This window comes from Marinobacter sp. GH_1 (genome assembly GCF_048595985.1).
In the GTDB taxonomy this organism is placed as follows: domain Bacteria; phylum Pseudomonadota; class Gammaproteobacteria; order Pseudomonadales; family Oleiphilaceae; genus Marinobacter; species Marinobacter shengliensis.
In genome coordinates this window covers 4,146,447-4,170,578 of record NZ_CP184460.1, presented here as the reverse complement: position 1 = coordinate 4,170,578, position 24,132 = coordinate 4,146,447, and the positions used below count along the sequence as shown (strand labels likewise).

Below are 24,132 nucleotides of genomic sequence, written 5' to 3'. Positions count from 1 at the left end.
CTTGTCTTGTGGTTTTGGATCTCTGCAATCTACTCTGTGTAGCTTACTTTGGATGAGTTTTCATCCCCTACCCGAACTCTCGGCTTTCTCGCGGGTTTTCAATTTATTGAACATTCGAGATTATTCTGCCCAAAGGCTTTATCAGTTTGAACCAGCACTCTGAGCCTCAAAACCCGGTGCCGGGTATCGCTGCACTAGAAACAGGTAACCAATCAGGCCGAGCCCTGCGCATATCGCAATAATCGTGGCCATGACCAGTGGGGTGCCGTCGTGGAGGATGCCGACGAGGGCGCCGGCGGCGGCCGCTGCGGCCATTTGGACGAAGCCGAGGAGGGCGGAGGCGGAGCCGGCCATGGTGGGGTGGTTGGCTAATGCGCCGGCCATAGTTTGGGGCAGGACCATGCCGGTGCCGGCCATGAACAGGGCTTGCGGTAGCACCACGGCCCAGGGGCTGTAGATGTTGTGGTAGGCAAGCAAGGCCATGGTGGCGCCGGCGGTGAGGGTGGTGGCCAGGCCGTAGAGCAAGATCTGGTCTGGCAGGTAACGCTTTGCCAGGCGGATGGAGGCCATGTTGCCGAGCAGGTAGCCACCGGCGGTGATGGCGGTGTACAGGCCGAAGTGTTCCGGGGCTACGCCCAGGACGTTGATCAGTACGAAGGCGGAGCCAGACAGGAAGGCGAACAGGCCTCCGTAGATGGCGGCGCTGGTGAGGGTGTAGCCGATAAACGTCATGTCGGTGCTGATGCGGCGGTAGTTGCGCATGAGGTGGCAGAACCGGAACGGCTGGCGGTTTTCCGGGCGCAGGGGTTCGGGGATGCCAAAGGTGATGACGGCGACCATGATCAGTGCGTAAGCCGCCATGACGATGAAGATCCAGTGCCAGTCCATGGTCGCGACAATCAAGCCGCCGAAGGTGGGTGCCACGGCCGGTGCCAGCGCCATCATGCCGGCGAGCAGGGCGAGGATTCTGGCTGCATCTCTGGGGATGTATACGTCACGGACAATGGCGCGGGCCAGAACCGGGCCCGCTGAGCCGCCGAAGGCCTGTAAAAAGCGGAACAATTGCAGGCTTTCGATGTTGCTGGCCAGCGCGCATCCAATGCTGGCGAGGGCGAAAAGCAGCATGCCGCCAATCATGACTGGTTTACGTCCAAACCGATCAGCCAAAGGTCCACAAACGAGCTGCGCAAGGGCAAAACCAATCAGATAGATACTCAGCGTGAACTGAACCTGATCTGTGCCGGCGTTAAAATCAGCCCCAATCTGCGGCAGCGCAGGCAGGTACATATCAATCGCCATCGGCCCCAGAGCGACGGCTGCGGCTAATAAAATTGTTGTCCAGATACTGGTGAGTGCGAGCATTAAGATTCTGACGGCCAGGATGATGGTTGCGAGGCAGGTGTGGGGGTGTCCTTCCGAAACTGTGCGGAGCCATGGATGGCGGAGCCCAAGCGTCACAAGGACGTGCCGAAGGAGCGTGTTTCGGAAGGACACCCCCACACCTGCCGACCTGCTGCGAACGTGAAGTCTAGGCCGACAAGGCGATAAAAATAACGGCTTAACCTTTCATGCCATACATGAATGAAATCGATTGATTAATCGTGAAGACCGTTCATGGTGGCGGCCACGGAGTTCACCTGGTTGCGAACCCAGCGGTGGGCGGGGTCTGTCTGGTGGCGGCGGTGCCAGAGCATGAGCAGGGTGAAGGGGTTGTATTCAAAGGGTAAAGGCACGTAGGCGAAGTCCCGCATCAGCTGCGTGCTCATCCGTTCTGGGGCCGATGCCAGCAGGTTGGTACCTCTTAAAAAGGCGGGAAGCCCGGAAAAGTTTGAGACGGTCACCACGCTATGACGTTTCAGCCCCCGTGCCTCCATGGTGCTGTCCAGCCCGGGCTTTTCTCCGGTGGCGAACAGCACGGTGATGTGGTCGGCGTTCATGTAATCCTTCAGGTCAGCCGGTGCATCGCGTTGGTTCTGGTCGAAGAACACCACCATCCGGTCCGCCATCAAACCCCGTTGCATGATATCTGTGGTTTCCGGCGCAAACGGGCTGATCACCAGATCACAGGCCTCTTTGCGCAGCAGATCGGCATTGGGAATACCGGAGGGAATGACCTGCAAGTGAATACCCGGCGCCTGCTCCCGGAGCGTCTTCACCAAACCTGGTAACAAAAGATCCCGCTGGTAGTCGTTGGCCGCGATGGTAAATGTAAATTCCGCCGTCGCCGGCTCAAACGGCGGCCCCGAGGGCAGGGTGCGCAGGTCGTCCAGTAGCTGACGTATGTGCGGCCCGGTTCGCAGGGCATAGTCGGTTGGCACAATGCCCCGGCCGGATTTCACAAACAGTGGGTCGCCGAAGGCCTGGCGCAAACGCTCCAGAGTATGGCTTACCGCCGATTGCGTCACCCCCAACCGAACGGCCGCACGCGACACCCCGCCCTCGTCGAGTACAGCAACGAAGGTGGCGAGTGATCTCAGGTCCAGGTTCAACATATCAACAGGCTTCATGGTTGGCAGTTTAGGCGAGCGCAAGAGCCAAGTCATCAGGGAACCGGGCCTGGTTGATCGGTTTTGCCACTAAAGTCCGGTTGGTCTAAGTTGAGTAATCGTTCAATATTGAGGCGCACTTCCCCGGAACAGGAGCAAACATGAAAACCACTTTGGCGTTTGATGTTTATGGAACCTTAGTAGATCCGATGGGCATGTCCCGGCTGCTTGAGCAGGATGCAGGCGAGCAGGCAGCGGCGGTTGCCGGGCTCTGGCGGGAGAAACAGTTGGAGTTTTCGTTCCGGAAGGGGCTGATGCGAGTCTACGAAGACTTCGGCGTATGCACCCGCCAGGCGCTGCGCTATGCCATGGCCGTGCACCAGTTGGGGCTGAGCAAGGCGCGGGAAGACCAACTCATGGCCGCCTACCTGTCCCTCCCCGCGTTTGACGATGCCTTACCGGCCCTGCAGGCACTGAAAGGCCAGTACCCGCTGTTTGCCTTCTCCAACGGAAGCTACCCCGCCCTGGAAAAGGTCCTCGGCCACAACAACCTGCTGGACCAGTTCGATGGCCTGGTGTCGGTGGATGACATCAAAAGCTTCAAACCAGACCCCGCCGTCTACACCTACGCCCGCCGCGCCACCGGTGCCTGGGGTAGCCCCCTGTGCCTGGTATCCAGCAACGCTTGGGATGTGATCGGTGCCAGAGCGGCCGGGTTGTCAGCGATTTGGGTAAAGCGGGATGAAAACAGGGTTTTCGAAGACTGGGACATAGAGCCGTCAGCAGTAATCCAAAGCCTTTCTCAACTTCCCGAGAGTCTCAAGGCTCTTAATACCTGAAAGCAGCTTTCAATAGGCATATCAAACAGTCAGCGAAGGCAGGGGTTGGGGAGGGGGTGCCAAAACAATCAGGAAAACCACGTTTTCCGTTTTGGCACCCCCTCCCCAACCCCTGCCGACAGACTCCGATAACGGGTCAGCCAGACCGAGCAGCCAGCCACTCCGCCAACTCAAGCCAGGAGGCCTTGGGCGCCTTACTCCCGGCCAGAATCCCCATATGCCCCCCAGGCGCTACCCGAAACGTCTTGTCGGTGGAACTGACATGATCCATCACCCGCTTCGCCGCCCCCGGCGTCGCCAAGGTGTCCTCCTGGCCGGCAATCGCCAGTAAGTTGGCATTCACATTCTCCAGCCGCGCAAAATCCTCGCCGATCTGGATTTGCCCCTTGGCCAGCTGATTATCAATCCACACCCGCACCACCGTGTCCTGAATCACCCCACCCGGGTAAGCCACCATCCGGTCCAGAAACGCCGACGTGGTGGCGTGATTGGTGACAAACTCCCGATCACCCAGGCGCACAATCAGCTCCCAGTAGCCCATTACACTGCCAATCGGATTGCTCAGCTTGAACCCGATGGTATTGGCCCAGCCCGGGGTGTGAAACCAGTGTGGCTTCATACTGTGCAACTGAAACCCCGTGCGTTTGCGCACCACCCCGGCAACATCCGCAATGCGCTGGTACATCCAGCCGATGGCACCGGAGGCATGGCTGTCGATCGGCAGGCCCAGCACGATGGCGTTGCGAATGTGCTGATCCTTGCTCAGGGCAGAGTAGAACAGCGTAAACATGCCGCCCATGCTCCAGCCGTGCAGCGACAGTTCCTGCTCGCCGCTGTGCTCCCGCACCCGATTCAGATAGGCCGGCAGCAATTCCGCCACATAGGTATGCATGTTGTAATGGGTGTGCTCCCGCTTGGGAATGCCCCAGTCAATCAGATATACCTCGAATCCCTTCGCCCGCAGAAACCGCACCAGGCTGCGCTGGGGGAACAGATCATAGATCAGCATGTTCACCGCCAGGGGCGGGATGATCACAATCGGTGTGCGATGGGTGGTGCGTTCCACCGGAATCACCAGATCGTCCAGCTCAATGAAATCCTCTTTCAGTGGCGGGTAGTAACGCAGGCTGACCAATCCGTCCGAATAGAGGGTTTCAAACGGGGTCTGGCCTGCCTGTACCAGGCTGGCGGCGCGAAACACCCGGTCAAAGGCGTTACCGGCATAGAGGGTGCCCTGGCGAGCCAGGTCAGAGGTCAGGTTGAGGGCAGTTTTCACGGGGTTAAGCATGTGTGTTTCCGTTGGTGCTTCAGTCACTGGTCCGGACAGGATAGGCGGCCGGTTGCCCAGGTACCATGGCAAAACCGTCACATCTGGCCGGCATAATGGTCACTTCAGGCCACTGCCCAATCCTGTATCTCATTGTTATGATATCGGCCTTCCCGTAACTACAATGAAAACAGGATCCTCATGCTCAGTTTCTTGCCTGCCCCGATCATTGGCGTGCTCAACTCCATTCTGCTGGGCCTCAACACCCTGTTCTGGTGCCTGCTGCTCTATATTCCGGCGGTGCTGAAACTGATCATCCCGCACAAGGGGTTCCGGGTGCTATGCACCAAGGTGATCATCTGGATCTCAGAATCCTGGGTGGCTTGCAACACCGGCTGGATGAAACTGACCCACGGCACCCGCTGGCAGGTGACCGGTGCAGACAACCTGAAACGGGAAAGCTGGTATCTGGTGCTCAGTAATCACCAGAGCTGGGTGGATATCTTTGCCATGCAGCGGGTGTTTAACCGCCGGGCGCCATTCCTCAAGTTCTTCCTCAAGCAGCAACTGATCTGGGTGCCGGTGATTGGCCTGGCCTGGTGGGGCCTGGATTTCCCGTTCATGAAACGCTACACCCGGGAGTACCTGATCAAACACCCGGAAAAACGCGGTGAAGACCTGAAAGCCACCCGCAAGGCTTGTGAAAAATTCCGCTACACCCCGGTAAGCGTCATGAACTTTGTCGAAGGCACACGCTTTACCAAAGCCAAACACGACAAGCAGAAATCCCCCTACCAGAACCTGTTGCTGCCGAAAGCCGGCGGCGTCGCCTTTGTGCTGGATGCCATGGGCGATTCCATCGACACCCTGGTAGACGTAACCATTGCCTACCCCAACGGCGCGCCTACCTTCTGGGATTTCATGTGTGGCCGGGTGCCGGAGGTCCAGCTGGATATCAGCACCCAGTTAATTCCGGAGCACTTGAAAGGTCGAGACTATTCCAGCGATGCCGAACATCGTCGGAATGTGAAGGAATGGCTGGGAGAGTTGTGGCAAAGCAAGGACCAGCGCCTGAGTCAGGCGCTGGCTGAGAGCGCGTGAACGAAACGGGTCAGGACTCGTCTTCGTCTTCCACCTCATCCGGATGTTCGCGCTTGTAGCGCTCCCATTCTTCCCAATCGTGAGGCGTCCCGGCATGGGGGCGCTTCAGGTGTTTGGCGTGATCCATCGCATTTTCACGAAGACTGTGATCACGCTCTTCCTCGTCTTTGTCGAAGCCGTATTTCTTCAGAAATTCCTGGGGGCTGATGGTCATGGTGCACCTCCCTTATTCGATCTTCCTTAGATATACGTGGTGCCAACGCCCCCGGTTTTAAAGTTCTGCCAGGGTTTGCAGCGCCAGTTCCTGGCCCACATCCCTAAGGGAAACCTGTCGCTCCCGCTTCTCAAAACCCCGGTCTGTGGCAATCCACCGACGATCGGCGTCGGTAGCTGGGGGCACGCCATTAGAGCTGACCATGGCCTGGATGGCGCCGTTGGTGACGTTGAGAACGCGAATCGTGAATTCATTACCGGCAACCTGGCTGAGCTCCATCAGGTAGTCTGCGTGTTGGCTGAGCGCCCGCATTTCCAGTCGTGCCTGGTCTGGGGACAGACGTGAGAAATCGCCGTTCTCCAGGGCATTGTCGCTAATGCGCATGATGGCATCGCGGTCGACAATGGTGGCGCCGGCTCGGGTCAGCTGGGAGACCAATCCGGCCTGCAGATCAAAGGCCGGTGCCATCGGGGCAGAACGCCGTGCGGCCCGGGTTTCCACCTGGGCTGCACCACGGGCTTTGCCGTCCAGGCTCACGTTGCCGTCCGGAATGCTGCCATGCAGACTGCCTTGCTCTGAGACCACCACCCGCCGCTGGCTGGCCCAGTCGCTGACCTGATCGTTAAAGGCCCGGTTCCAGAAAACAGCGATCCTCGGATTGGAATTGCCCAGACCTGCCCGGAAGCGCTCGATAATCGCCTCGGCCGATTCGGTGCGTTGGGAGGCGTTGGCCTCGGCCCGCAGATCCTGCTCGGTCAGGGGTTTCTGATGCGGCGCCTTCATGGGCGCAGCCGGGTGATCGTTAGCCGCCAGCGCCACCATAGGCATCGCCCCAAGCAACAAGCCCGCAACCAGTGAGCGGTTCATCAGTTGATCTCCCGGACTTCAATGCGATATTTCAGTGGCTGGGTCGTGGTGGACAAGGTTTTGTAGGCACTGACGCTGTTGGCCGGAATGGTCGAGCGTTGCCAGGTTGGGCGGGCATCCACCGGTACGCCATAGTCGTCAAAAAACTGGGTGCGAACCTCGATCTGGTAGTCGAAATCGGTGTGGTTACGCAGCACCGCGAATACCTCGGTGGTCCCTGTTTCGGTAGGGCGTTGGCCGTGGTTTTCAACCGACAAACGGTAAACGCGCCCGGCGTCCCGAATGCCGTCGTCCCAGGTGCGGCTGAGGTTGTAATCGGTGAACACCACGGTGTTGTATTCCAGCGGTGCCGTGCGTTCCGCGATATCGGTCGAATCCGCAGGTAAGGTATTGCAGCCTGCAACGATCAAGCCGGCGGCGGCTACAGCAATCAAGTTTCGAAACATGGTCTCTCTCCTTTTGGCGGCCGGGTTATGGCCGTTGGGACGTCGCAAGGGCCAGTCCTCGCCCCCGTCCGTCGAATCTGAATTCGGTGGTATCGGTCATGCCTGGAATGGCGTTGCCATTGGCATCCAGGAAGCGCACGGTCACTTGCTGGCCGGGCTCGGCCGACACCGGGATGATGTGCAGGGTGTCGGGCAGCGACTGCCAGTAACGGATATCGGCCCGCACGTTGGCGGCAGCCGACATACCCTGTGCGGCTACGCTGACCAGGCTGATGGCGGCAAAGCCTGCGCCCAGTACGCCCCCGGCGGAGGCACTGGCGCCGGCCAACAGGCTGTTCTGGCTGATATCGCTCAGGTTGGTGCCGATATCGCGGGTGGTTTCCTTGTACTGCACCTGGCCTTCCACAATACGGTCAATGGCGCGGCCGCCCCGGGTCGACGCCTGGAAGTAAATGTCTTCCATTGGGTACACCGTTTCCCACTGATCGCCGTGCTGCCACTGTGCGCCTACATCACTGAAGTTTCGACCGCGGCGGTACACCAATTGATAGTGGCCGACGCCATCACCCAGCTTGCGGGGCGAGGTGCCGGTTTCGACAATCAGCAGTGCATTGTGCTCGCCATTGGGGACGGGCGCATCCGGGCGGAAGGCCTGCAGTTCGGTGAAGTGCTGTTGCGCCAGTTGCTGGCTGTCCATCTGCAGGGCCGCCCAGCCGGCCAGGTAAATCAGCGCTGCAAAGTCAGAGCTGAACTGCTCTTCCTCGGCAAAGGCATCCTGCAGCAGGCCACCGATGAAACTGGCCCGGGCATTGCCGTAATCCCCCTGTTCCAGGAAAATCAGCCCCAGGTACAGATACACCATGGCCCGTTCGTAGGGTTCGCCCTTGAAGTCTTTTTCCGCCTCTTCGTACCAGATACTGCGGGCTTTACGGGCAGATTCATCGTCGGCGTACACGCTCTCGATGATCACGCGGGCACGGTCCAGGCTGCGCCGGGCTTCGTCCAGGTCACCTGCCCGGTACGCCTTCAGGCCGATCTCCATCAGGTTCAGGACCTCGTTGCGGCGCCCCTCCTCATACAGGTTCTGGTAATCCTGCCGAATGACGGTCGGCTTGCTGGCGACAACGGCCGCCTGCTCGCTGGTCAGGCCGGCGCGGTCGAAGGTCTTCGGCCCGGTGGCGCAGCCGGCCAGTCCGACCGACAGCACCGCCGTGGCCAGAACGGCCGGTTTGAACTCAGCGATAAACCACATCGTCTCGGCCCGCCTTGCGCATTTCGTACAGGCCACTCCAGACAATGGTGCCCAGCTCCATATCCACCATCTCGAAACTGATCTGGCTGTAACGGGATTGGGTGCCGTCGCTGCGATCGGATGCATCCAGGGAGGTGATGCGGCCCGCCAGGCGATAATCCGCACCGGCCTGGGCTACGGTGGAGCGAATGGTGCCACCATCCACCGCACCGTCACGTTTCAGGTCACGCTCTTGCTGTACCATGCCGGCGTATTCCCGGCCTACGAAAATCATCCGGCCGTTAGAGGCCCGGTTCAGCTCAATGCGCAGCCGATCGGTAAGCATGTTGGTGTTGACCACCGAGGAGCTCTCGTTACGCATGTATGCGTTGTCGATGATGATGCGGGGCGGAATGTCGCGCCCGGCGAGCATGCGGTTGGCCAGCATGTCCCGCATCATCTGATCGGTAATGGCGACAATGTCCTGGCTCTCGATGCCGACACCGCCCACTCGCCCGGTGGTCGAGGCATCTTCGTAAACCGTGGCCTTACCACGGGTGTTATCAATCTGGCCCGCGCAGCCAACCAGCAACAGAGAGGCTGCTGCCATGCCGGTGAACAGTGCCTTGGTGGTTCCCTTCATCATAAAACGTCTCCGGTTAATTGGTGGAAGCCAGTACGGAACTGAACTCCGGGTAAATCTGCGTGGCGGCGCGCATTGCATCCGTAAAGTTCGCGGTGCTGCCATACTTCCGCTTGAGGTAGCGGGCCATATCGGTCAGTGAATCGAAACTGAGGTCAGAGGAGGCCTTGATAGCTTCCCAGCCGCCGGAGGCGGAGATGGCGCTCTCCCGCCCAACTTCCTTACCCACTTCGGCACCGACGGCTCCGCCAACCAATCCGCCCAGCCCGAAAGGAACAAAGTCCAGCGCCTTGTTGGCGGCGTAGGCCCCGGCTACAGCACCAACAGCAGAGCCGGCAGTTGCACCCATGCTTGCATTGTTAGCCAGATTGACCCATTCGGCCAGCACACCATCGCTGGTGTAGGGGCTCATAAAACGTCCGTTGTTGTCGTTGCGCACCAGACGTTCCAGTAGCTGTTCTTCGGTTAGCATGCGGCCCTGGGCATCCTGCAATGGGCCGGTTTTTGCTGCGGCGACGAGTTCAGAGGAGCGTTCTGCGTTGGTCATGTAGGCCACAATACTGCCTGGAACACCGTTCTCGATCAGTATTTGATGATGTTCTTCGGTCATATTGGCGTAATAGGGCCACTGTGCTCTTTGCTGTGACTGCGCTTCCAGCAGGTTCGAGACCAGTGCTGGGTTGGTGTGGCTGAACCATTCACGGTATCGGGCTTCGGTTTGACGGGCGGTGCGATTCCATTCGGCCAGCTCTTCCGGGTAACTGCTGACCACTTTGCGTAACATCTCAGATTCGTCCTCACCGTTGTCCAAAGCGGCTTTAATCTGCCAGCCTTTCAGACCATCCGGGCCGATAAGCCAGGCCTGCCACTCCAGGGGAAGCAGATTGACGTACCCTGACAGGTTTGCGTATTGCTGGTGATACTCCATGGGGTTGTTTGCCGGAGCCAGGGCAGCAATTCGAGCGGTTGCGCGGGGGTGGAATAACGGAGCGCTACCAGACTTCACGAAGTTAGCCAGGGCCTCTGGATCGTTCTGGGGTACTCGCTCGTACAACGGCTGCTGACGAGCAATGGCATCGGCTATATTGCGTGCATGTATGACACCAATGGTGTTCTGCGTGTCTTCCAGATCAAGGCCGCCCATGTCATACAGTGACCCCATAAACAGCATGGGGGTTGGGAAGTACAAACTCATATATTCCTTGACCGCATAGTTCGCCGAACTATTGGCCAGTGTCTCGCCTTCCCAGGCGACGGTCAGCGTATCGGTGTAGTCATAGGATCCAACGGCGGGGATCAATGTGAGCGTCAAAATGCTCGCAACGAAATTCAGCCCCGACATGTCGTTGTACTGGGTTGCCTGGGATTGCACCACCTCTACGGTTGGCAGATCGTCCGATGCCGGTGTGAGCCAAGGGGTAAGAATCGGCGATTCGGTCTGGAAAGGCGCGGGCTGCTGGTAAGCGCGGGCGTCCCTATCAAGCGAGCTTTGGTCAATCTGATACACCATGCAGCCAGGTAACGCGAACGTTGCCAGTACCAACGTTGCTGTAGTTAGCCGCCCCCGGTCGAGGAATTTCTTCATTGTTTAGGTCCCTGACTGTAATGGCGCGCCTCTTTCGGTGACGCGCCTGATCTATTGACTGTCGCCGGATGTGACGTAGTCGATATTTGTGGTTACAAATACTTCATGATGCGAACTATTGGAATAGAGCTTTTCAGGCCAACAGGGAGATGGCAGGCAAAACGGAGGGCTATGGTGGATTATTGCTTTGAATTAATGACGAAAATCAAGAACGGGTGTCTTTGTAAAATATCGTAAATTTTTGAATCGAGCGCTGATTTTCCCTGCTGTTCAGCGCTTTTCCAGAAAAAATGCCGTGCGTCTGGATAATCTGCAACGCACGGTACGGTCTCTGATTGGATGGAATCAGTCGCCTGTGGTTTCCTGGGCGCCAGCGATTTCTTCGGCCTTGATCAGCTTGAAATTGATCTGCCGGCGCTCGTCGTCCACGCCAGCGAAGCTGACGGTAACCCGCTGCTCCAGCTGGAAGATACGGCCATTCTTGTTGTGCACCAGGCGCAGGGTGACCGGATCAAAGCCGTACTTGCCCTCCAGGTCCTTGCAGCTGACAAAGCCTTCCAGCCCGTTGCTGTCCAGGCGCACGAAGAAACCGGAGGGCATGGTGCGGCTGATGGTACCTTCCATGGGGTCTTCCGGCAGGGTCTTGGCGTAGTCGGCTTTGAGCCAGGTTTCCAGGGTGTTGGCGGCCTGGCGAGCGCGGAACTGGGTGGCTTGCAGGGCTTCCAGTTGCTGGCTGTTCAGGGGTTTGATCGGGGTGTTCCAGAGCGCCGCTTTGATCAACCGGTGCACGTAAAAGTCCGAGAATTTGCGCAGCGGTGAGGTGAAGGTGGTGTAGGCGTCCAGCCCCATGCCCTGGTGGGGCGCGGCATCAAAGCCCAGCTCCGCCCGGGCCAGCTGGCGGGACAGTATGGCTTTCACCGGCACTTCGGCTTGCAGCTGGTCACTGTGTTTCATCAGTGCCTTGAAGCCTTCAGCCGTGTTGGCGTCGTGCCCGGCCAGGTGTGGCGCATGGCTTTCGAGCAATTTCCGGATGTTGTCAGCGCGGTCGTCCCGCAGGCCCGGGTGCTGGATAAACAGGCCTTTGCCCTGCCGGGTCAGGAAGTCTGCGGCACAGCGGTTTGCGGCCACCATGCATTCCTCCACCAGCCGGTGTGCTTCGTTCTGTACCGAGGGCTCAATCACCCGGATACGCTTGTTCTCGTCCAGGCGCAGCCGGAATTCCGGACGGTCCTGGCTCAGCAGCGCGTGTTCGGCACGCCATTTACGCAGAGCGGTGGCGGCCTGGTGCAGCTGATCCAGGCTGTTGGCGACCTCGTCTGGTAAAGCCTTGATCTCGTCGTCTTCCCGGCCTTCAATCAGATGGGAAACCAGCTCGTAGCTCAGCTTGCCCTTGGAGCGGATCATGGCCTGATGGAAACTGTAATCGCCCAGGCTGCCGTCGTTATTCACCTGCAGGTCACACACCAGAGCCAGCCTGGGCACATCCGGCATGAGCGAGCACAACCGTGTGCTGATGCTGTCAGGCAGCATGGGCAGCGGCTCGCCCGGGAAATAGATAGCGGTGGCCCGGTTGAAGGCTTCTTCCTCAGCCGGGCTGCCCGGTTCGATCATCGCCGTCGGGTCGGCAATGGCAATGGACAGCGTCCAGCCAGTGGCGTTGGGCGTGGCCATCAGGGCATCGTCCATGTCCTGGGTGCCCGGGCTGTCGATGGTCACATAGGGTTGCTCGGTACGGTCTTCCCGGCCGTCGGTATGGGTCGCGACGGATTCTTCGCTCAGGGCATCGGCTTGTTTCTGAACCTCGTCCGGCCAGGCATCGGCGAGGTCGAAATTGGCCAGGGTGAACGCCCGTTCGATGCCCGGTTGGCCTGCCTTGCCAATGACTCGCAGGACTTTTGCCTGGCCTTTTCCATCCTTGAACGGGTGGCGATGGATCTGGCAGTAGATAAAGTCGTCAGGCTGGGCGCCCATGCGCTCTTTCGGTGGAATGAAGATCCAGCGGTTGATGCCCGGGGTTTCCGGTGCCACAAAATGACCCTTGCCTTTGATCAGGTAGCGACCCACGAAGGTGGTCAGGTGCGATTCCAGCAGCTCGTCTACCACGCCCTGGGTTTTGCCTTTTTCCACTTCCTGCTCGGTGACGTTCACCCGATCCCCGGGTAGCACCTTCTGCATTTCTTCCGGTGGCAGGAACACATCCCGCCCCTCATCCAGGGCCACAAAGCCGAAGCGCCCGTTGGTAGGTTTGACCGTGCCCGGGAAGACCACCTTGTTCTGCTTGATATCGGTTTTCAGCTGGCGCAACTGATTGAGAGCGTCGGCATTGAGCATGGAGAAAAGACCTGGCTGTAAAATGGATGATGCAGCGGAGTATAACGGTTATGCAGGTGGGAGTCAGATCTGTCAGGCCGGGTGTGTCTCCTCGCCGGGAGCAGCGTGGATGCAAACCCGGTTACGCCCTCCCCGCTTGGCCAGGTACAGGGCCTGATCGGCGTTACGTAGCAGGGTATCCATGTCATCGCCTGGCTGGCTGAAATAGCCGCCCACGCTGATGGTGACCGATGTACCCGTGCGCTGGCTTTCCTGCTCCACGCTGGCTCGCACCCGGTTGGCAATCTGTTCCAGGGTGTCTTTGTCGCAGGGGGACAGCAGCACCACAAATTCGTCGCCACCCCAGCGGCCCGGGTGGTCATAGGGACGAACCGTAGCTTTCAGCCAGAGCGCTACCCGGCACAGAATGTCGTCACCGGCCTGATGGCCACGGGTGTCGTTGATGGTTTTGAAGTGGTCGATGTCCAACCAGATCAGCCCGAATCCCTTGCCTTCACGTTCGGCCCGCTGGATTTCCTGTTCGATGACTTCATCCAGGCCACGGCGGTTCTTCAGGCCGGTGAGGGCATCCACCCGGGCCAGCCGGTGCAGTTCTTCCGTCCGTTTCGCGACCTTGTGCTCCAACTCGGCGGTGGTATCCCGCATCGTGCTGGTCATTTTTTCAAAGTGGTCCACCAACCGGCCGATTTCGTTATCTGGTTTGGGCAGGTAGGGCAGGTCAAACCGACCCTCCCGCAACCGCATCACCGCAGCCTCCAGGCTCAATACCGGTTTGAGAATGCGTGATTGAATGATCAGATGAAAAGCGATCAGCGAGACCAGCAGCGACATAAGGAAGACGGCCACTAGCGGCCACAGGTAGCTGGTTGGCACCAGGGCGTTCAGGTCGAGCAAGGTGATTTCGAACCAGCCTATGGCCGGCAGGAAGGCCACTCCTGCCAGGTGCTTGCGGCCATCAATGGTGACAAACCCGCTTTCCACTGCGCCGTCCTCGCCGTTGCGCTGTTTGAGCATCTGCAACATGCCCAGGATCTGCTGTTTGTCCTGGCGATCCTCAAACAGCAGGTCCACCGTGTTCTTCTGACCTTCGGGTTTGATAATGCTGGCGAAGTCAATGTAATTGCGATCGCGGTACAGTTGAATGGCGCCGTTGTAGTCCACGAACAGTGTGGTTATGCCTTCCTGGCCTATGTCGACAATATCTTGCAGGAAGGTGTCGAGATTGAGACCGGTGCCGACCATGCCGAGAATCTCGTTGCGCTCATCACGCATCAGCACATCAATCCACAACTTGGTGACGCCCAGTTCCTGGTCCGGGTTTACGTTCAGGTGGAAGTCCCGGCCCTCCTCAATCAGCTGGAAAAACCAGGCATCATCCGGCTTTTCCGGATCCAGTACGTAACGGAACTGGTCATTGGCATACTGATTGTCGGAATTGTTGTAGTAATAGTGGCCATTCTCCCGCAGGGCAACAAAGTAACTGTTGTCCCGAAAGTTATTGCGGAAGCTCTCCATCTGGCGGATGGCGGCGGAGGTCAGCTCGGGATTGTCCGGGCTGGCGGCCCATTGCAGCAGGGTAGAGGATTGCGCCATTTGCCGGGCCAGGCCGATTTCCCGTTCCAGGGACTGCAACAGTCGGGCGCTGTCGTAGCGCACCTGAATTTCAGTAACCTGCTTGCCCCAGCGTTCGATGATGTCTTCTGACAGCTCCCGGTAGGCCAGCCAGGAGGCAGACGCCGCGAGAATGATCAGTATTGATGCGAGGCCGAGAAGGCGGGTTTTAAGGCTCAAGCTAAGTCCCTGCGAGTATGTGTTTTGTTTCCAACACTGAGGTTCATAATAGAACAGCCCGGAACGACAGTGTAGAAAAAACAGACAGACCCGCAAACTTCATGAGCGCGCAGCCTGGCCGGCTGCACGCGGAAATCCTGACCTGAGTGCAAAACGGTCAGTTGTGCTCGGCAAACACCCGGGTCTGACCTTCCTTGTTAAACAGGATGACCTTGTAGTGGTCCTTGCGATCACCCATCTCCATGCCGGGCGAGCCTATGGGCATACCCGGAACACTGATGCCGGTGGCTTTCGGGGCCTCGCTCAACAGGCGTTTGATATCATCCGCCGGCACATGGCCTTCCACCACATAGTCACCCACAAAGGCGGTGTGGCAGCTGCCCAGGCCTGGAATCAGGCCGGCGTCGGCCTTGATCTTGCCCATGTCATCGGTGTCGGTGGCGGTGACGTCGAACCCGTTTTCTTCCAGGTGGTCGATCCAGTCGCCACAGCAACCGCAGGTGGGCGATTTATACACGTGAATGCTTTGGGCGGCTCCGCCGGCGACGGCCGTGGTGCTGAACCCCAGGGCGGCCACCAGGCCAAGGGCTAAGGTGTGTTTTTTCATGGCGGTTACCTCGGTAATGCGTGTGTGAACAGGATCATTGGTTCTGCCCGGATTTGTTGCCGGATAACCAGAACCACCAAACCACGGCGGCCATCAGGGCCAGCCCTGCTGCGTTGACCAGAATCGTCTCCATCAGTTCCGCTCCTCTTGCCTTGCCGGGGTGTGGCTGCTTTTGAACAGGCGCAGCCGGTTGGCATTGGATACCACCGTCACCGACGACAACGACATGGCGGCACCCGCCAGAATCGGACTCATCAGGATGCCCCACACAGGGTAGAGCAGGCCGGCGGCCACGGGAATACCCATTGTGTTGTATACAAACGCTCCGAACAGGTTCTGTTTGATGTTGGTGACGGTTGCCCGGGAAATCTCGATGGCATCCGGCACCCCGTGCAGGGACCCGCGCATCAGGGTTATGGCTGCGCTTTCAATGGCGACATCGGTGCCGGTGCCAATGGCAAAACCGACATCCGCGGCTGCCAGGGCCGGGGCGTCGTTGATGCCATCGCCCACCATGGCCACGGTGTAGCCTTTACCGCGCATTTCGCTGACCACTTCGGCCTTGTTTTCGGGCAGTACCTCGGCCCGGTAGTCATCAATGCCGGCTTTCAAGGCGATGGCCCTGGCGGTGGCATCAACGTCCCCTGTGACCATCATCACCTTGATACCCGCGTCATGCAGGCGGCGGATGGCGGCTTCGGAATCCGGCTTGATGGCGTCGGCTACCCCGATAACGCCCTGTACCTGATCACCCAGCGCCAGAAATAACGGCGTGCCGGCCTCCTCGGTAATGGTGTTGGCGGCCGAATCCAGGTTTGTTACGTTGATGCCTTCGGCCTCCAGCCAGCGCCGGTTGCCGAGGCGCACCCTCTGGCCATCGAACTGACCTTGCACGCCCTTACCGTTGAGTGCTTCAAAGTCTGTCACTGTCTCAGGCTCTACGCCATCTTCACGGGCCCGGTTCAGCACCGCTTCTGCCAGTGGGTGCTCGGAGTGGCGCTCCAGCCCGGCTGCCAGTGCCAACAAGGTGGTCTCGTTATTATCAACGGCGGTCATCCGCGTGACGGCCGGGTGGCCTTCGGTGATGGTGCCGGTCTTGTCCAGAATCACCAGATCGATCTTGCCGGCGGTCTGCAACGCATCCCCTTGGCGAATCAGCGCGCCATACTCGGCAGCCTTGCCGACGCCCACCATCACCGACATCGGCGTGGCCAGGCCCAAAGCACAGGGGCAGGCAATGATCAGCACGGTGGTGGCCGCTATCATCATGTGAACCACCGCCGGCTCTGGCCCCACGTTGTACCAGACCAGTGCCGCGCCGATGGCAACCAGCATGACCGTGGGCACGAACACCGAGGAAATCTTGTCGGCCAACCGGCCAATGGCCGGTTTCGAGCCCTGGGCTTTTTTCACCAGCTTGATGATCTGCGCCAGCGCCGTCTCGCTGCCGACACGGGTGGCTTCGTAAATGATCGAACCGTGGGTGTTCAGAGTGCCGGCCGACACCTCATCATCCTTCGCCTTGCTCACCGGCATGGGTTCGCCAGTCAGCATGCTTTCGTCGATGCGGGTGCTGCCTTCCACGATCACCCCGTCTACCGGCAACTTCTCTCCGGGCCGAACCCGTATGTGGTCGCCCTTGCGAACCTGCTCAACGGGAAGGTCCTGTTCTTCGCCGTTGCGAATCACCCGGGCGGTCTTGGCCCGCAGGTCCAGCAACCGCCGCACCGCCTCAGAGGTTTTGCCCTTGGCCCGCAGCTCCAATGCCTGGCCCAGGTTGATCAGGCCGATGATCATGGCGGAAGCTTCAAAATACACATGCCGCGCCATCTCCGGCAGCAGCTCCGGCACGCTCGACACCACCATGGAATACAGCCAGGCGGTACCGGTACCCAGGGCAATCAAGGTGTCCATGTTGGCGTTATGGTGTTTGAAGGCCTTCCAGGCCCCGGTGAAGAAATGCCCACCGGTAGCGATCATCACACCCAGGGTCAGAACGCCGAAATTGATCCAGGTAAGCTGATTGGCCTCGGTCACCATCATGGTGTCGAAACCCATACCCCAGACCATCAACACCAAGCCGAGGCCCAGACTGATGGCCATCTTCACCAGCAGCACTTTGTACTGCTTTTTATCCTCCGCTTGCCGGCGATCATCAGCCGCGTCGGCATCCTCAATTACGCTGGCACCATAGCCGGCACTTTCCACCGCTTTAATCAGCGCGTCGGGCTCCGCCTTGCCGCTGGCCGTGGCTGTGTTATCCGCCAGATTCATATGAGCATGGGTCACCCCCGGCACCGACAGCAACGCCTTCTCGATACTGGCAACACAGGACGCACAAGTAGCCCCGGAAACCGACAGCACAACCTGGTCATCGTCTGCTGCTTCGTATGCTTGTGCGTGTTCTTTGGCCGACTTGGCTGGTGCACTGGTATTGTCGGATTGGCTATTGCAGGACGAAGCCTTCTTCGAAGCACAACACGATGCCGGCTCTGACGTCGCCACAGGCTCCGCCGGATACCCTGCCTCGGTTACCACCCGCGCCGCCTCGGCCAGATCCACCCCGTCAGGCAAAGCCACCGTTTGCGCCTCGATATCCACCGCAACCCGCTCGGTACTGCCGGTCAACGGCTCCAGAGCATTGCGAATCTTCTTCGCACAGCCCTGACACGAGGCTCCGGAAATCGACAGCGCCGGTTTAAGCTCAGGTGCATCACTCATGCTTTGGCTCCTCGCAACAAGACTCGGCCGAGGGATCGTCCCAGTACTCAATCAACCGACAAATCGTATGCCCATCCGGCGTCCCGTCCGGCATCTCCTGCCAGGCAGCCAGCGCCGAAATCATCCGCTTGCGCAACTGCTGCAACTCCGCAATTTCCCGTTCAACCACCACCAACCGCTGCTGAAACACGTCCCGAACCATCGGGCACGGCGAATGCTGATCATCCGCCCGGGCCAGAATCTGCCGAATCTCCGGCAACGAAAACCCCAGTTGCCGTGCCTTACGGGCAAACCGCAGCCGGCGCAGATCCTCGGCATCGTATTGCTGGTAGTTGTTGTCCGGGTTGCGCGTGGGCTGTAACAAACCTTCCCGGGTGTAGAACCGGACGGTATCGGGGTTTACCCCGGCGGCGGTGGCGATCTCTTTGACCTTCATAAACGGCGTCCAGCACAAAGTGGTAAACGGTTAGCGAGAATCCACGAATCAAGTCAGCGGAGTGCTGGTGCGGGGGTAGCCCTTCCGAAAATGTTCGGAGCCATGGATGGCGGAGACAAGCGTACAGGGACGTACTTGCAGCGGTTTTCGGAAGGGCTACCCCCGTGCCAGCACGGCAAGCTCGCTACGTTGAAGGATAGACTAAAACCTTTGACCAACTCACAGGTCAAAGGTTTTCAGGCAGGATATCAGGAAGAAGAATTCTTAGAGCGAAGAAACACACCACAAGACTTGCACTGATCAGGCGCCATCAGCTTAGCCTGCCAGCCAATCTTCACCCCACAGGCGGGACACTGCAGCCGCAACTGCAACACAATAATCGGCACCACCAACAACACCAGCAGCACCCCCAGAGACCCCCACTCATCACCACTGGAAATCCCCAACTGACTACTGAACACCAACACCACCGTCAGCGCCACAAACGCAAACATGAAATAATTCCGGTTCCAGCGCTCCCAGCGGCGCAGCCTGGCATCCTGCTCCGGAGTCAGATATCTGGCAGACATAAACATCACTCAAAGAAAAAGTTACAGAGAAGTTTGGGGATCAGAAACCGCCATTACAAACCCGAATTGATCGATTGACCGGTAAACAGGATGCCTTCCGCCAACGCTGTCTCCAGGTCTTCCGCTGGAATCGGCCGGCTGATCAGATAACCCTGGGCCAGATTGCAACGGTGCGCTTTCAGGAAATTCAGTTGCTCCTCGGTTTCCACGCCCTCGGCCACCACCTGAATGCCGAGGTTGTGGGCAAGATTGATCACGGCCCGAGTGATGACCGCGTCGTCATGGCGCTCGGTCACATCGGTGATAAACGACCGGTCAATTTTCAGCAGATCTACCGGGAAATCCCGCAAATAGCCGAGAGACGAATAGCCCACGCCGAAATCATCAATGGCCAGGTGAACCCCCAGCTGATGCAGACGCGACAACTGATTCAGGTTGTGTTCAATGTTCTGGATGAAGATCTCTTCCGTCAGCTCCACTTCCAGCATGCTCGGGTCCACTTCTTCCGATAGCAGGGCATCCCGTACATGTTCCACCAATGATTCATCATCCAGCTCCCGGCCCGAAAGATTCACCGCGATCCTGAGTTGCTCGCAAGCCGTGCCGCGCCAATTGGCGAGCTGGCGACAGGCGGCAAGCACCACCCATCGGCCGATCTCGGTAATCCGACCGCTCTCTTCCGCCAGGGGGATGAACTCGATGGGTGCCAAAAGCCCCCGGCGGGGGTGCTGCCAGCGGATCAGGGCTTCCACACTGTTGATCTCACCGGTTTGCAGGTTCAGCTGGGGTTGATAAAACAGCACAAACTCGTCGTTGGCCAGGGCCTGGCTCAGATCCTTGTCCAGCTCCAGGCGCATCACCTCACGGTCCTGCATGCCTTCGGTGTAGAACTGGTAAGTATTGCGGCCCTGCTCCTTGGCACGGTAAAGGGCAATATCGGCATTGCGGAGCAGGGTGTCGGCGTCCAGCCCGCTCTGGGGATACACGGCGACACCCATGGTGGCGGTAATGCTGTGGGCATCGCCCTGAACCTCGAATGGTTCGGCAAAGCACTGCTTGATCTGGCCAAGCAGGTGAATCACATCATCAATGTCGTCGACGTGTTGCTGGCAGATCATGAACTCGTCGCCGCCTGAGTAGGCCACCAGAATCCGCTCATTACTCAGGCTGTTCAGCCGCTCAGAGACCTTGATCAACAATTCGTCGCCAAACTGATGGCCGAGGGAATCGTTGAGCATCTGGAACCTGTCCAGGTCAATCATGACCAGCCCCACCTGGCGCATTTGCCGGTCGGCGATGTTCAGGGTGTGAGCCAGGTCTTCCATGAAGAACCGGCGATTGGCCAGGCCAGTGAGGGTATCGGTGGATTCCAGTCGCTCCAGGTCCACCTGCATGGCGATACGCTGATCAATCTCCCGCTCCAGCTCCCGGCGGGTTTTCAAAAGCGCCTGGTTACGCTTGAGGATCAACTGGACAAGCAAAGTGGTCAGGCTGGTAAGCAGGCCCATAAAGACCAGACTTGCGAAAGTAAGCATCGGCCAGGAACTGCGTTGGCTGTCGACCCAGGATTGATTGGGGCGTAACGTCAGGGTCCAATCCAGAGTGGGGAACTGCACGGGCACGGTGAAGCTGAAGTTCCTGGCAATCTCGGTGTCTGAGTTGAGAACGTAGGCAGGCTCTCCGGAGTCCCGGATTTCAATCTGAAAGTGTTCCAGTACCCGGCTGGTCAGTAACTGCTCGGCCAGAACTTCCATCCTGAACACACCGGCCATGTAGCCGTTATTGGTGTCTCCGGCGCCCACGGGGTAATAAATCACCATGCCCTTGCCGCCCTGGCGAAGATCGATGATACCGGACAGATCATAATCACCGGTGGCTGCTGCTTTATCCAGTGCTTCGCGGCGCTGGTCGTTGAACGCCACGTTATAACCCACCACGTCCTGATTGCCAGCCAGCGGTTCCAGCCATCGGATGATGTAGTTGGAATCAATCCACTCGATGGCCTGGTAAACACCAAAATCTTCCAGGTAGTTGCGTGCGTCCACACGCCATTGCGATTCCGGGGTGTCGGGCTGGGTATACAGTCGATAGGCCATGCGCCCGATGGCCTGAACGTGCACCAGGAATTCCCGCTCCAGGTTATCCGTCAGCGCCCTGGCTTCATTACGGAGGTTGGCTTCGATCTGACGGTTATCCTGCTGGATAAGCCCTTCCCGGAGGCCTGCGGCAATGGCAAGAAAAACCAGAAAAATGACCAGTACAAACACCGGGCTCATAAGCCATCGGACAACAAGGCTGGTACCGGTTTCGGGTTTTGCCACAGTGTACTCCAGATCGTTAAAAGACAGGCTGAACAGGTTTAACGGCCAATCGCGCTTGATTATGAGCCATAGTTATCCTGTTTGGCCATGCCCCATTGGGTCTGGTACTCCGGAAGCGGGTTGGAGCAGTGATGGTTGCAGGTACACGGAGTCAGGCCTGTTCAACGATGGGCCCAATACCGAGCTTCGGGATCTCCTGTTTCGGGCAGTGGTCCATGACCACCTTCAGCCCGGCGGCTTCGGCGCGGGCGGCACCGGGCTCGTTAATCACGCCGATCTGCAGCCAGAGTACCGGAATCTTCTGTTCAATAGCCTGGTCGATCACAGCATCGGTGCGTTCCGGGGCCAGGAACAGCTCAGCCATGTCTACGGGTTCCGGGAGTGATGCCAGGTCAGCATACACTGTCTCACCGAGCACTTGCTGGCCGGCCAGGCGCGGATTTACCGGGATCACACGGTAGCCCTGGCGCTGCAGATATTCCATCACTTCGTGGGAGGGGCGGTTGGTTTTCTCGCTGGCACCAACCAACGCAATGGTGCGAACAGATTCGAGAATATCCCGGATCTGGTCAGGGGCATTGCTGGGCATCGGGGCAGACCTCGAAGAATTAACGGTGGGCCTCAAGACAGACAGAGACCGATTCCGCATAGCGTAACGCGTGCGGCTTGTCGATTTCTACCTGTGCCCACTGCACGGCCTGATGTTCCATCACAATTTCGAGAACTTCGTGGGTCAGCCGTTCCAGTAGAGCAAAACTGTTGCCGTCCACATGCCCGATGATTTGCTTGGTGATGGTGCGGTAATTCAGGGCAGCGGAGATTTCGTTCTGGTCAATGGCGGCGGAGGCATCGTAGCGAAGGGTGACGTTGATCACCACATCCTGCTGGTTGTTGATCTCTTCTTCCTTGATGCCAATGTAGGCACGCAGCAGAAGGTTCTTGATCCTGACACGGGCCAGGTGATCACCAGTCATGGTTGTCATGATGCCTCCGTTTTCGGCGTCTGGTTCAGCGATTGTTGCCAATCAGGGTAAGAAATTCGGTACGTGTGGCCTGTGATTTCCGGAACTGTCCCAGCATCATCGAGGTTTTCATCCGGGAGTTCTGTTTCTCCACGCCCCGCATCATCATGCACATGTGCTGGGCCTCGATAACCACGGCGACACCTTTGGCATTGGTAACGCTTTCCACCGCTTCCGCGATCTGGCGGGTCAGGTTCTCCTGAATCTGCAGGCGGCGAGCATACATGTCCACAATGCGAGCAAACTTGGACAGGCCCAGTACCCTGCCCTGGGGCAGATAGGCGATGTGGCATTTTCCGATGAAGGGCAGCATGTGATGTTCACACATGCTGTACAGCTCGATGTCCTGGACCACCACCATTTCATCCATGGCGGATTCAAACACAGCATTATTGACCAGGTCGGCAAGATCCTGCTGGTAACCCCGGGTCAGGAACTGCATGGCCTTGGCGGCCCGCATCGGAGTGTCCTGAAGACCTTCGCGGTCGGCATTTTCGCCGAGGCCTTCAATGATGGCGCGGTAGTGACCAGCAAGGTCGTCCAGAGGTAAGGTCATAATCGTTTCCGGTTTGTGTCTGATAAAGGGCGCAAGCTTAAGGGAATTTTCAGGCCATCTCCACGGTTTACGCCGGTTTGCCCATTATGGACCAGTTCACGGGCAGCGTTTAGTGATATGGCAGCCTGTACGGCTTTGGACTAAAGTGGAGGTTCCGCAGGTATGTCGGGACGAACAAATGGAGCAGGTAATACCCGGTTCACAAATCAGGGCAGACAGCCGCCAGGATACCTATACCCTCGAGGCCTGGCAGCAGGCCGGTAAATGGTTCAGCTACGATGGCCACGCCATCTTCAGTCGCATGGCCGGCAAAGGCTCGCCACTGGTGCTTCTGCACGGTTTTCCGACCGCCAGCTGGGACTGGAGCCGGTTATGGCCGATGCTGGCGTCCGGCCACCAACTACTGGCTGTCGATATGCTCGGCTTCGGGTTTTCTGACAAGCCCCGCAACTATGTTTACAGCATTGAGGACCAGGCGGATTTGATCCAGGGCTGGATCGAAGGTTTGGGGTTGGATTCGGTGCACTTGTTCGCCCACGACTACGGCTCTTCGGTTGCCCAGGAGCTGTTGGCCAGGGACCAGGAAGGGTCTTTGTCTTTCGACATCACCAGTGTGTGTTTGCTGAACGGTGGCCTGTTTCCCGAGGTGCACAGCCCGCTGTTTATCCAGAAAGTTCTGAAGAGTCCCCTTGGTGGACTGATCAGCCGGGGGCTTACCCGGGGTAGTTTCGAACGGAATTTCCGCCGGTTGTTTGGTGACCGGAATCCTCCTGCCCAGCAGGATCTGGAGGACTTCTGGCATCTTCTCACTTACAACAATGGCCGTGGGATCCTGCACGAACTGATCCAGTTTATGGAGGAACGCCGTTGCCATCGTAATCGCTGGGTGGGGGCTTTGCAGAATGCCCAACAGCCGATGCGCCTGATCTCCGGCGCTGCGGATCCGGTCTCGGGCGCGGCCACGGCACGGCGCTACCGGGAATTGATCCGGAACCCGGACGTCATCAGCCTGAGGAACATCGGCCACTACCCGCACTTCGAATCGCCCTGGGATGTATTCAGTGCTTACCGGGATTTCCGCGCCGGGCTTGAGTCCTGA

At 58.6% G+C, this 24,132-nt stretch carries 23 protein-coding genes; 3 read left to right on the top strand and 20 right to left on the bottom strand.

All coding sequences use genetic code 11. From position 1 onward, the window contains the following. Window positions 1-141: 141 nt before the first annotated feature. Both ACNSOI_RS18990 and ACNSOI_RS18985 read right to left on the bottom strand, forming a co-directional pair. A complete protein-coding gene (locus ACNSOI_RS18990) occupies window positions 142-1,362 on the bottom strand; it encodes a Bcr/CflA family multidrug efflux MFS transporter (protein ID WP_420194782.1) in 1,221 nt (406 codons plus the stop codon). 233 nt (window positions 1,363-1,595) lie between these two features. Next, on the bottom strand, window positions 1,596-2,507 hold the full coding sequence (locus tag ACNSOI_RS18985) for a LysR family transcriptional regulator (RefSeq protein WP_420194781.1): 912 nt from the start codon (window positions 2,505-2,507) through the stop codon (window positions 1,596-1,598). 140 nt (window positions 2,508-2,647) lie between these two features. Between ACNSOI_RS18985 and ACNSOI_RS18980 the strand changes: the two genes are divergently transcribed. After that, window positions 2,648-3,325: a haloacid dehalogenase type II gene (locus tag ACNSOI_RS18980; protein ID WP_420194780.1), complete on the top strand. Its 678-nt coding sequence runs from the start codon at window positions 2,648-2,650 to the stop codon at window positions 3,323-3,325. A gap of 136 nt (window positions 3,326-3,461) precedes the next feature. Here the strand turns inward: ACNSOI_RS18980 and ACNSOI_RS18975 are convergent, their stop codons facing one another. Next, complete coding sequence (locus ACNSOI_RS18975; RefSeq protein ID WP_420194779.1) at window positions 3,462-4,613, bottom strand: alpha/beta fold hydrolase; 1,152 nt, start codon at window positions 4,611-4,613, stop codon at window positions 3,462-3,464. Between the two features lie 180 nt (window positions 4,614-4,793). Here ACNSOI_RS18975 and ACNSOI_RS18970 point away from each other — a divergent pair, with 180 nt between their 5' ends. Further along, the gene (locus ACNSOI_RS18970; protein ID WP_058090805.1) at window positions 4,794-5,693 is read left to right on the top strand and encodes an acyltransferase; all 900 of its coding nucleotides are present in this window, start codon (window positions 4,794-4,796) and stop codon (window positions 5,691-5,693) included. A 10-nt stretch (window positions 5,694-5,703) separates the two neighbouring features. Here the strand turns inward: ACNSOI_RS18970 and ACNSOI_RS18965 are convergent, their stop codons facing one another. The 17 genes from ACNSOI_RS18965 to folE all read right to left on the bottom strand — a co-directional run bounded on the left by ACNSOI_RS18965 (window position 5,704) and on the right by folE (window position 23,033). Next, entirely contained in the window at window positions 5,704-5,907 is a 204-nt protein-coding gene (locus tag ACNSOI_RS18965) for a hypothetical protein (protein WP_058090804.1), read from the bottom strand. A gap of 57 nt (window positions 5,908-5,964) precedes the next feature. Beyond that, window positions 5,965-6,774 carry a hypothetical protein gene (locus tag ACNSOI_RS18960; protein WP_342631415.1) on the bottom strand — a complete coding sequence of 270 codons (810 nt, stop codon included), beginning with the start codon at window positions 6,772-6,774 and terminating at the stop codon, window positions 5,965-5,967. Next, window positions 6,774-7,220: a YcfL family protein gene (locus tag ACNSOI_RS18955; RefSeq protein ID WP_058090802.1), complete on the bottom strand. Its 447-nt coding sequence runs from the start codon at window positions 7,218-7,220 to the stop codon at window positions 6,774-6,776. Before ACNSOI_RS18955 ends, ACNSOI_RS18960 begins: the two co-directional genes overlap by 1 nt. 25 nt (window positions 7,221-7,245) lie before the next feature. Next, window positions 7,246-8,472 (bottom strand): hypothetical protein, encoded by a 1,227-nt coding sequence (locus ACNSOI_RS18950; protein ID WP_058090801.1) that lies wholly within the window; start codon window positions 8,470-8,472, stop codon window positions 7,246-7,248. Beyond that, on the bottom strand, window positions 8,456-9,097 hold the full coding sequence (locus ACNSOI_RS18945) for a CsgG/HfaB family protein (protein WP_058090800.1): 642 nt from the start codon (window positions 9,095-9,097) through the stop codon (window positions 8,456-8,458). The genes ACNSOI_RS18950 and ACNSOI_RS18945 overlap by 17 nt, the downstream gene beginning before the upstream one ends. A 13-nt stretch (window positions 9,098-9,110) precedes the next feature. Beyond that, window positions 9,111-10,679, bottom strand: coding sequence for a carboxyl-terminal protease-like protein (locus ACNSOI_RS18940; RefSeq protein WP_420194778.1), 1,569 nt, complete (start codon window positions 10,677-10,679; stop codon window positions 9,111-9,113). Further along, window positions 10,588-10,779: a hypothetical protein gene (locus tag ACNSOI_RS18935; RefSeq protein WP_152439709.1), complete on the bottom strand. Its 192-nt coding sequence runs from the start codon at window positions 10,777-10,779 to the stop codon at window positions 10,588-10,590. Before ACNSOI_RS18935 ends, ACNSOI_RS18940 begins: the two co-directional genes overlap by 92 nt. Before the next feature lie 245 nt (window positions 10,780-11,024). Further along, on the bottom strand, window positions 11,025-13,010 hold the full coding sequence (locus tag ACNSOI_RS18930; RefSeq protein WP_058090798.1) for a ribonuclease R family protein: 1,986 nt from the start codon (window positions 13,008-13,010) through the stop codon (window positions 11,025-11,027). A 72-nt stretch (window positions 13,011-13,082) separates the two neighbouring features. Then, window positions 13,083-14,801, bottom strand: coding sequence for a sensor domain-containing diguanylate cyclase (locus tag ACNSOI_RS18925; RefSeq protein WP_058090797.1), 1,719 nt, complete (start codon window positions 14,799-14,801; stop codon window positions 13,083-13,085). A gap of 157 nt (window positions 14,802-14,958) precedes the next feature. Further along, a complete protein-coding gene (locus ACNSOI_RS18920) occupies window positions 14,959-15,408 on the bottom strand; it encodes a DUF411 domain-containing protein (protein WP_058090796.1) in 450 nt (149 codons plus the stop codon). A 132-nt stretch (window positions 15,409-15,540) separates the two neighbouring features. Beyond that, window positions 15,541-18,129, bottom strand: coding sequence for a heavy metal translocating P-type ATPase (locus ACNSOI_RS18915; protein ID WP_420194777.1), 2,589 nt, complete (start codon window positions 18,127-18,129; stop codon window positions 15,541-15,543). Beyond that, a complete protein-coding gene (locus tag ACNSOI_RS18910) occupies window positions 18,122-18,565 on the bottom strand; it encodes a MerR family transcriptional regulator (protein WP_354447760.1) in 444 nt (147 codons plus the stop codon). The genes ACNSOI_RS18915 and ACNSOI_RS18910 overlap by 8 nt, the downstream gene beginning before the upstream one ends. Before the next feature lie 248 nt (window positions 18,566-18,813). After that, a complete protein-coding gene (locus tag ACNSOI_RS18905; protein WP_354447758.1) occupies window positions 18,814-19,134 on the bottom strand; it encodes a hypothetical protein in 321 nt (106 codons plus the stop codon). A gap of 53 nt (window positions 19,135-19,187) precedes the next feature. Continuing rightward, on the bottom strand, window positions 19,188-21,410 hold the full coding sequence (locus ACNSOI_RS18900) for a bifunctional diguanylate cyclase/phosphodiesterase (protein ID WP_420195734.1): 2,223 nt from the start codon (window positions 21,408-21,410) through the stop codon (window positions 19,188-19,190). A gap of 196 nt (window positions 21,411-21,606) precedes the next feature. Beyond that, window positions 21,607-22,044, bottom strand: coding sequence for a CoA-binding protein (locus tag ACNSOI_RS18895; RefSeq protein ID WP_106696082.1), 438 nt, complete (start codon window positions 22,042-22,044; stop codon window positions 21,607-21,609). 19 nt (window positions 22,045-22,063) lie between these two features. Continuing rightward, complete coding sequence (gene folX / locus ACNSOI_RS18890; RefSeq protein WP_072675972.1) at window positions 22,064-22,438, bottom strand: dihydroneopterin triphosphate 2'-epimerase; 375 nt, start codon at window positions 22,436-22,438, stop codon at window positions 22,064-22,066. Window positions 22,439-22,463: 25 nt separating this feature from the next. Continuing rightward, window positions 22,464-23,033 (bottom strand): GTP cyclohydrolase I FolE, encoded by a 570-nt coding sequence (gene folE, locus ACNSOI_RS18885; RefSeq protein ID WP_058090792.1) that lies wholly within the window; start codon window positions 23,031-23,033, stop codon window positions 22,464-22,466. A 178-nt stretch (window positions 23,034-23,211) separates the two neighbouring features. On the opposite strand from folE, the gene ACNSOI_RS18880 reads away from it, so the two are divergent. Next, window positions 23,212-24,132 carry an alpha/beta fold hydrolase gene (locus tag ACNSOI_RS18880; protein ID WP_106696081.1) on the top strand — a complete coding sequence of 307 codons (921 nt, stop codon included), beginning with the start codon at window positions 23,212-23,214 and terminating at the stop codon, window positions 24,130-24,132.

What these genes read in the sequence shown, in the direction of transcription:
- ACNSOI_RS18990 (WP_420194782.1), bottom strand. Translation starts at nt 1,362, where the DNA reads ATGCTCGCACTCACCAGTATCTGGACAACAATTTTATTAGCCGCAGCC.
- ACNSOI_RS18985 (WP_420194781.1), bottom strand. Translation starts at nt 2,507, where the DNA reads ATGAAGCCTGTTGATATGTTGAACCTGGACCTGAGATCACTCGCCACC.
- ACNSOI_RS18980 (WP_420194780.1), top strand. Translation starts at nt 2,648, where the DNA reads ATGAAAACCACTTTGGCGTTTGATGTTTATGGAACCTTAGTAGATCCG.
- ACNSOI_RS18975 (WP_420194779.1), bottom strand. Translation starts at nt 4,613, where the DNA reads ATGCTTAACCCCGTGAAAACTGCCCTCAACCTGACCTCTGACCTGGCT.
- ACNSOI_RS18970 (WP_058090805.1), top strand. Translation starts at nt 4,794, where the DNA reads ATGCTCAGTTTCTTGCCTGCCCCGATCATTGGCGTGCTCAACTCCATT.
- ACNSOI_RS18965 (WP_058090804.1), bottom strand. Translation starts at nt 5,907, where the DNA reads ATGACCATCAGCCCCCAGGAATTTCTGAAGAAATACGGCTTCGACAAA.
- ACNSOI_RS18960 (WP_342631415.1), bottom strand. Translation starts at nt 6,774, where the DNA reads ATGAACCGCTCACTGGTTGCGGGCTTGTTGCTTGGGGCGATGCCTATG.
- ACNSOI_RS18955 (WP_058090802.1), bottom strand. Translation starts at nt 7,220, where the DNA reads ATGTTTCGAAACTTGATTGCTGTAGCCGCCGCCGGCTTGATCGTTGCA.
- ACNSOI_RS18950 (WP_058090801.1), bottom strand. Translation starts at nt 8,472, where the DNA reads ATGTGGTTTATCGCTGAGTTCAAACCGGCCGTTCTGGCCACGGCGGTG.
- ACNSOI_RS18945 (WP_058090800.1), bottom strand. Translation starts at nt 9,097, where the DNA reads ATGATGAAGGGAACCACCAAGGCACTGTTCACCGGCATGGCAGCAGCC.
- ACNSOI_RS18940 (WP_420194778.1), bottom strand. Translation starts at nt 10,679, where the DNA reads ATGAAGAAATTCCTCGACCGGGGGCGGCTAACTACAGCAACGTTGGTA.
- ACNSOI_RS18930 (WP_058090798.1), bottom strand. Translation starts at nt 13,010, where the DNA reads ATGCTCAATGCCGACGCTCTCAATCAGTTGCGCCAGCTGAAAACCGAT.
- ACNSOI_RS18920 (WP_058090796.1), bottom strand. Translation starts at nt 15,408, where the DNA reads ATGAAAAAACACACCTTAGCCCTTGGCCTGGTGGCCGCCCTGGGGTTC.
- ACNSOI_RS18915 (WP_420194777.1), bottom strand. Translation starts at nt 18,129, where the DNA reads ATGAGTGATGCACCTGAGCTTAAACCGGCGCTGTCGATTTCCGGAGCC.
- ACNSOI_RS18910 (WP_354447760.1), bottom strand. Translation starts at nt 18,565, where the DNA reads ATGAAGGTCAAAGAGATCGCCACCGCCGCCGGGGTAAACCCCGATACC.
- ACNSOI_RS18905 (WP_354447758.1), bottom strand. Translation starts at nt 19,134, where the DNA reads ATGTCTGCCAGATATCTGACTCCGGAGCAGGATGCCAGGCTGCGCCGC.
- ACNSOI_RS18900 (WP_420195734.1), bottom strand. Translation starts at nt 21,410, where the DNA reads ATGAGCCCGGTGTTTGTACTGGTCATTTTTCTGGTTTTTCTTGCCATT.
- ACNSOI_RS18895 (WP_106696082.1), bottom strand. Translation starts at nt 22,044, where the DNA reads ATGCCCAGCAATGCCCCTGACCAGATCCGGGATATTCTCGAATCTGTT.
- folX (WP_072675972.1), bottom strand. Translation starts at nt 22,438, where the DNA reads ATGACAACCATGACTGGTGATCACCTGGCCCGTGTCAGGATCAAGAAC.
- folE (WP_058090792.1), bottom strand. Translation starts at nt 23,033, where the DNA reads ATGACCTTACCTCTGGACGACCTTGCTGGTCACTACCGCGCCATCATT.
- ACNSOI_RS18880 (WP_106696081.1), top strand. Translation starts at nt 23,212, where the DNA reads ATGGAGCAGGTAATACCCGGTTCACAAATCAGGGCAGACAGCCGCCAG.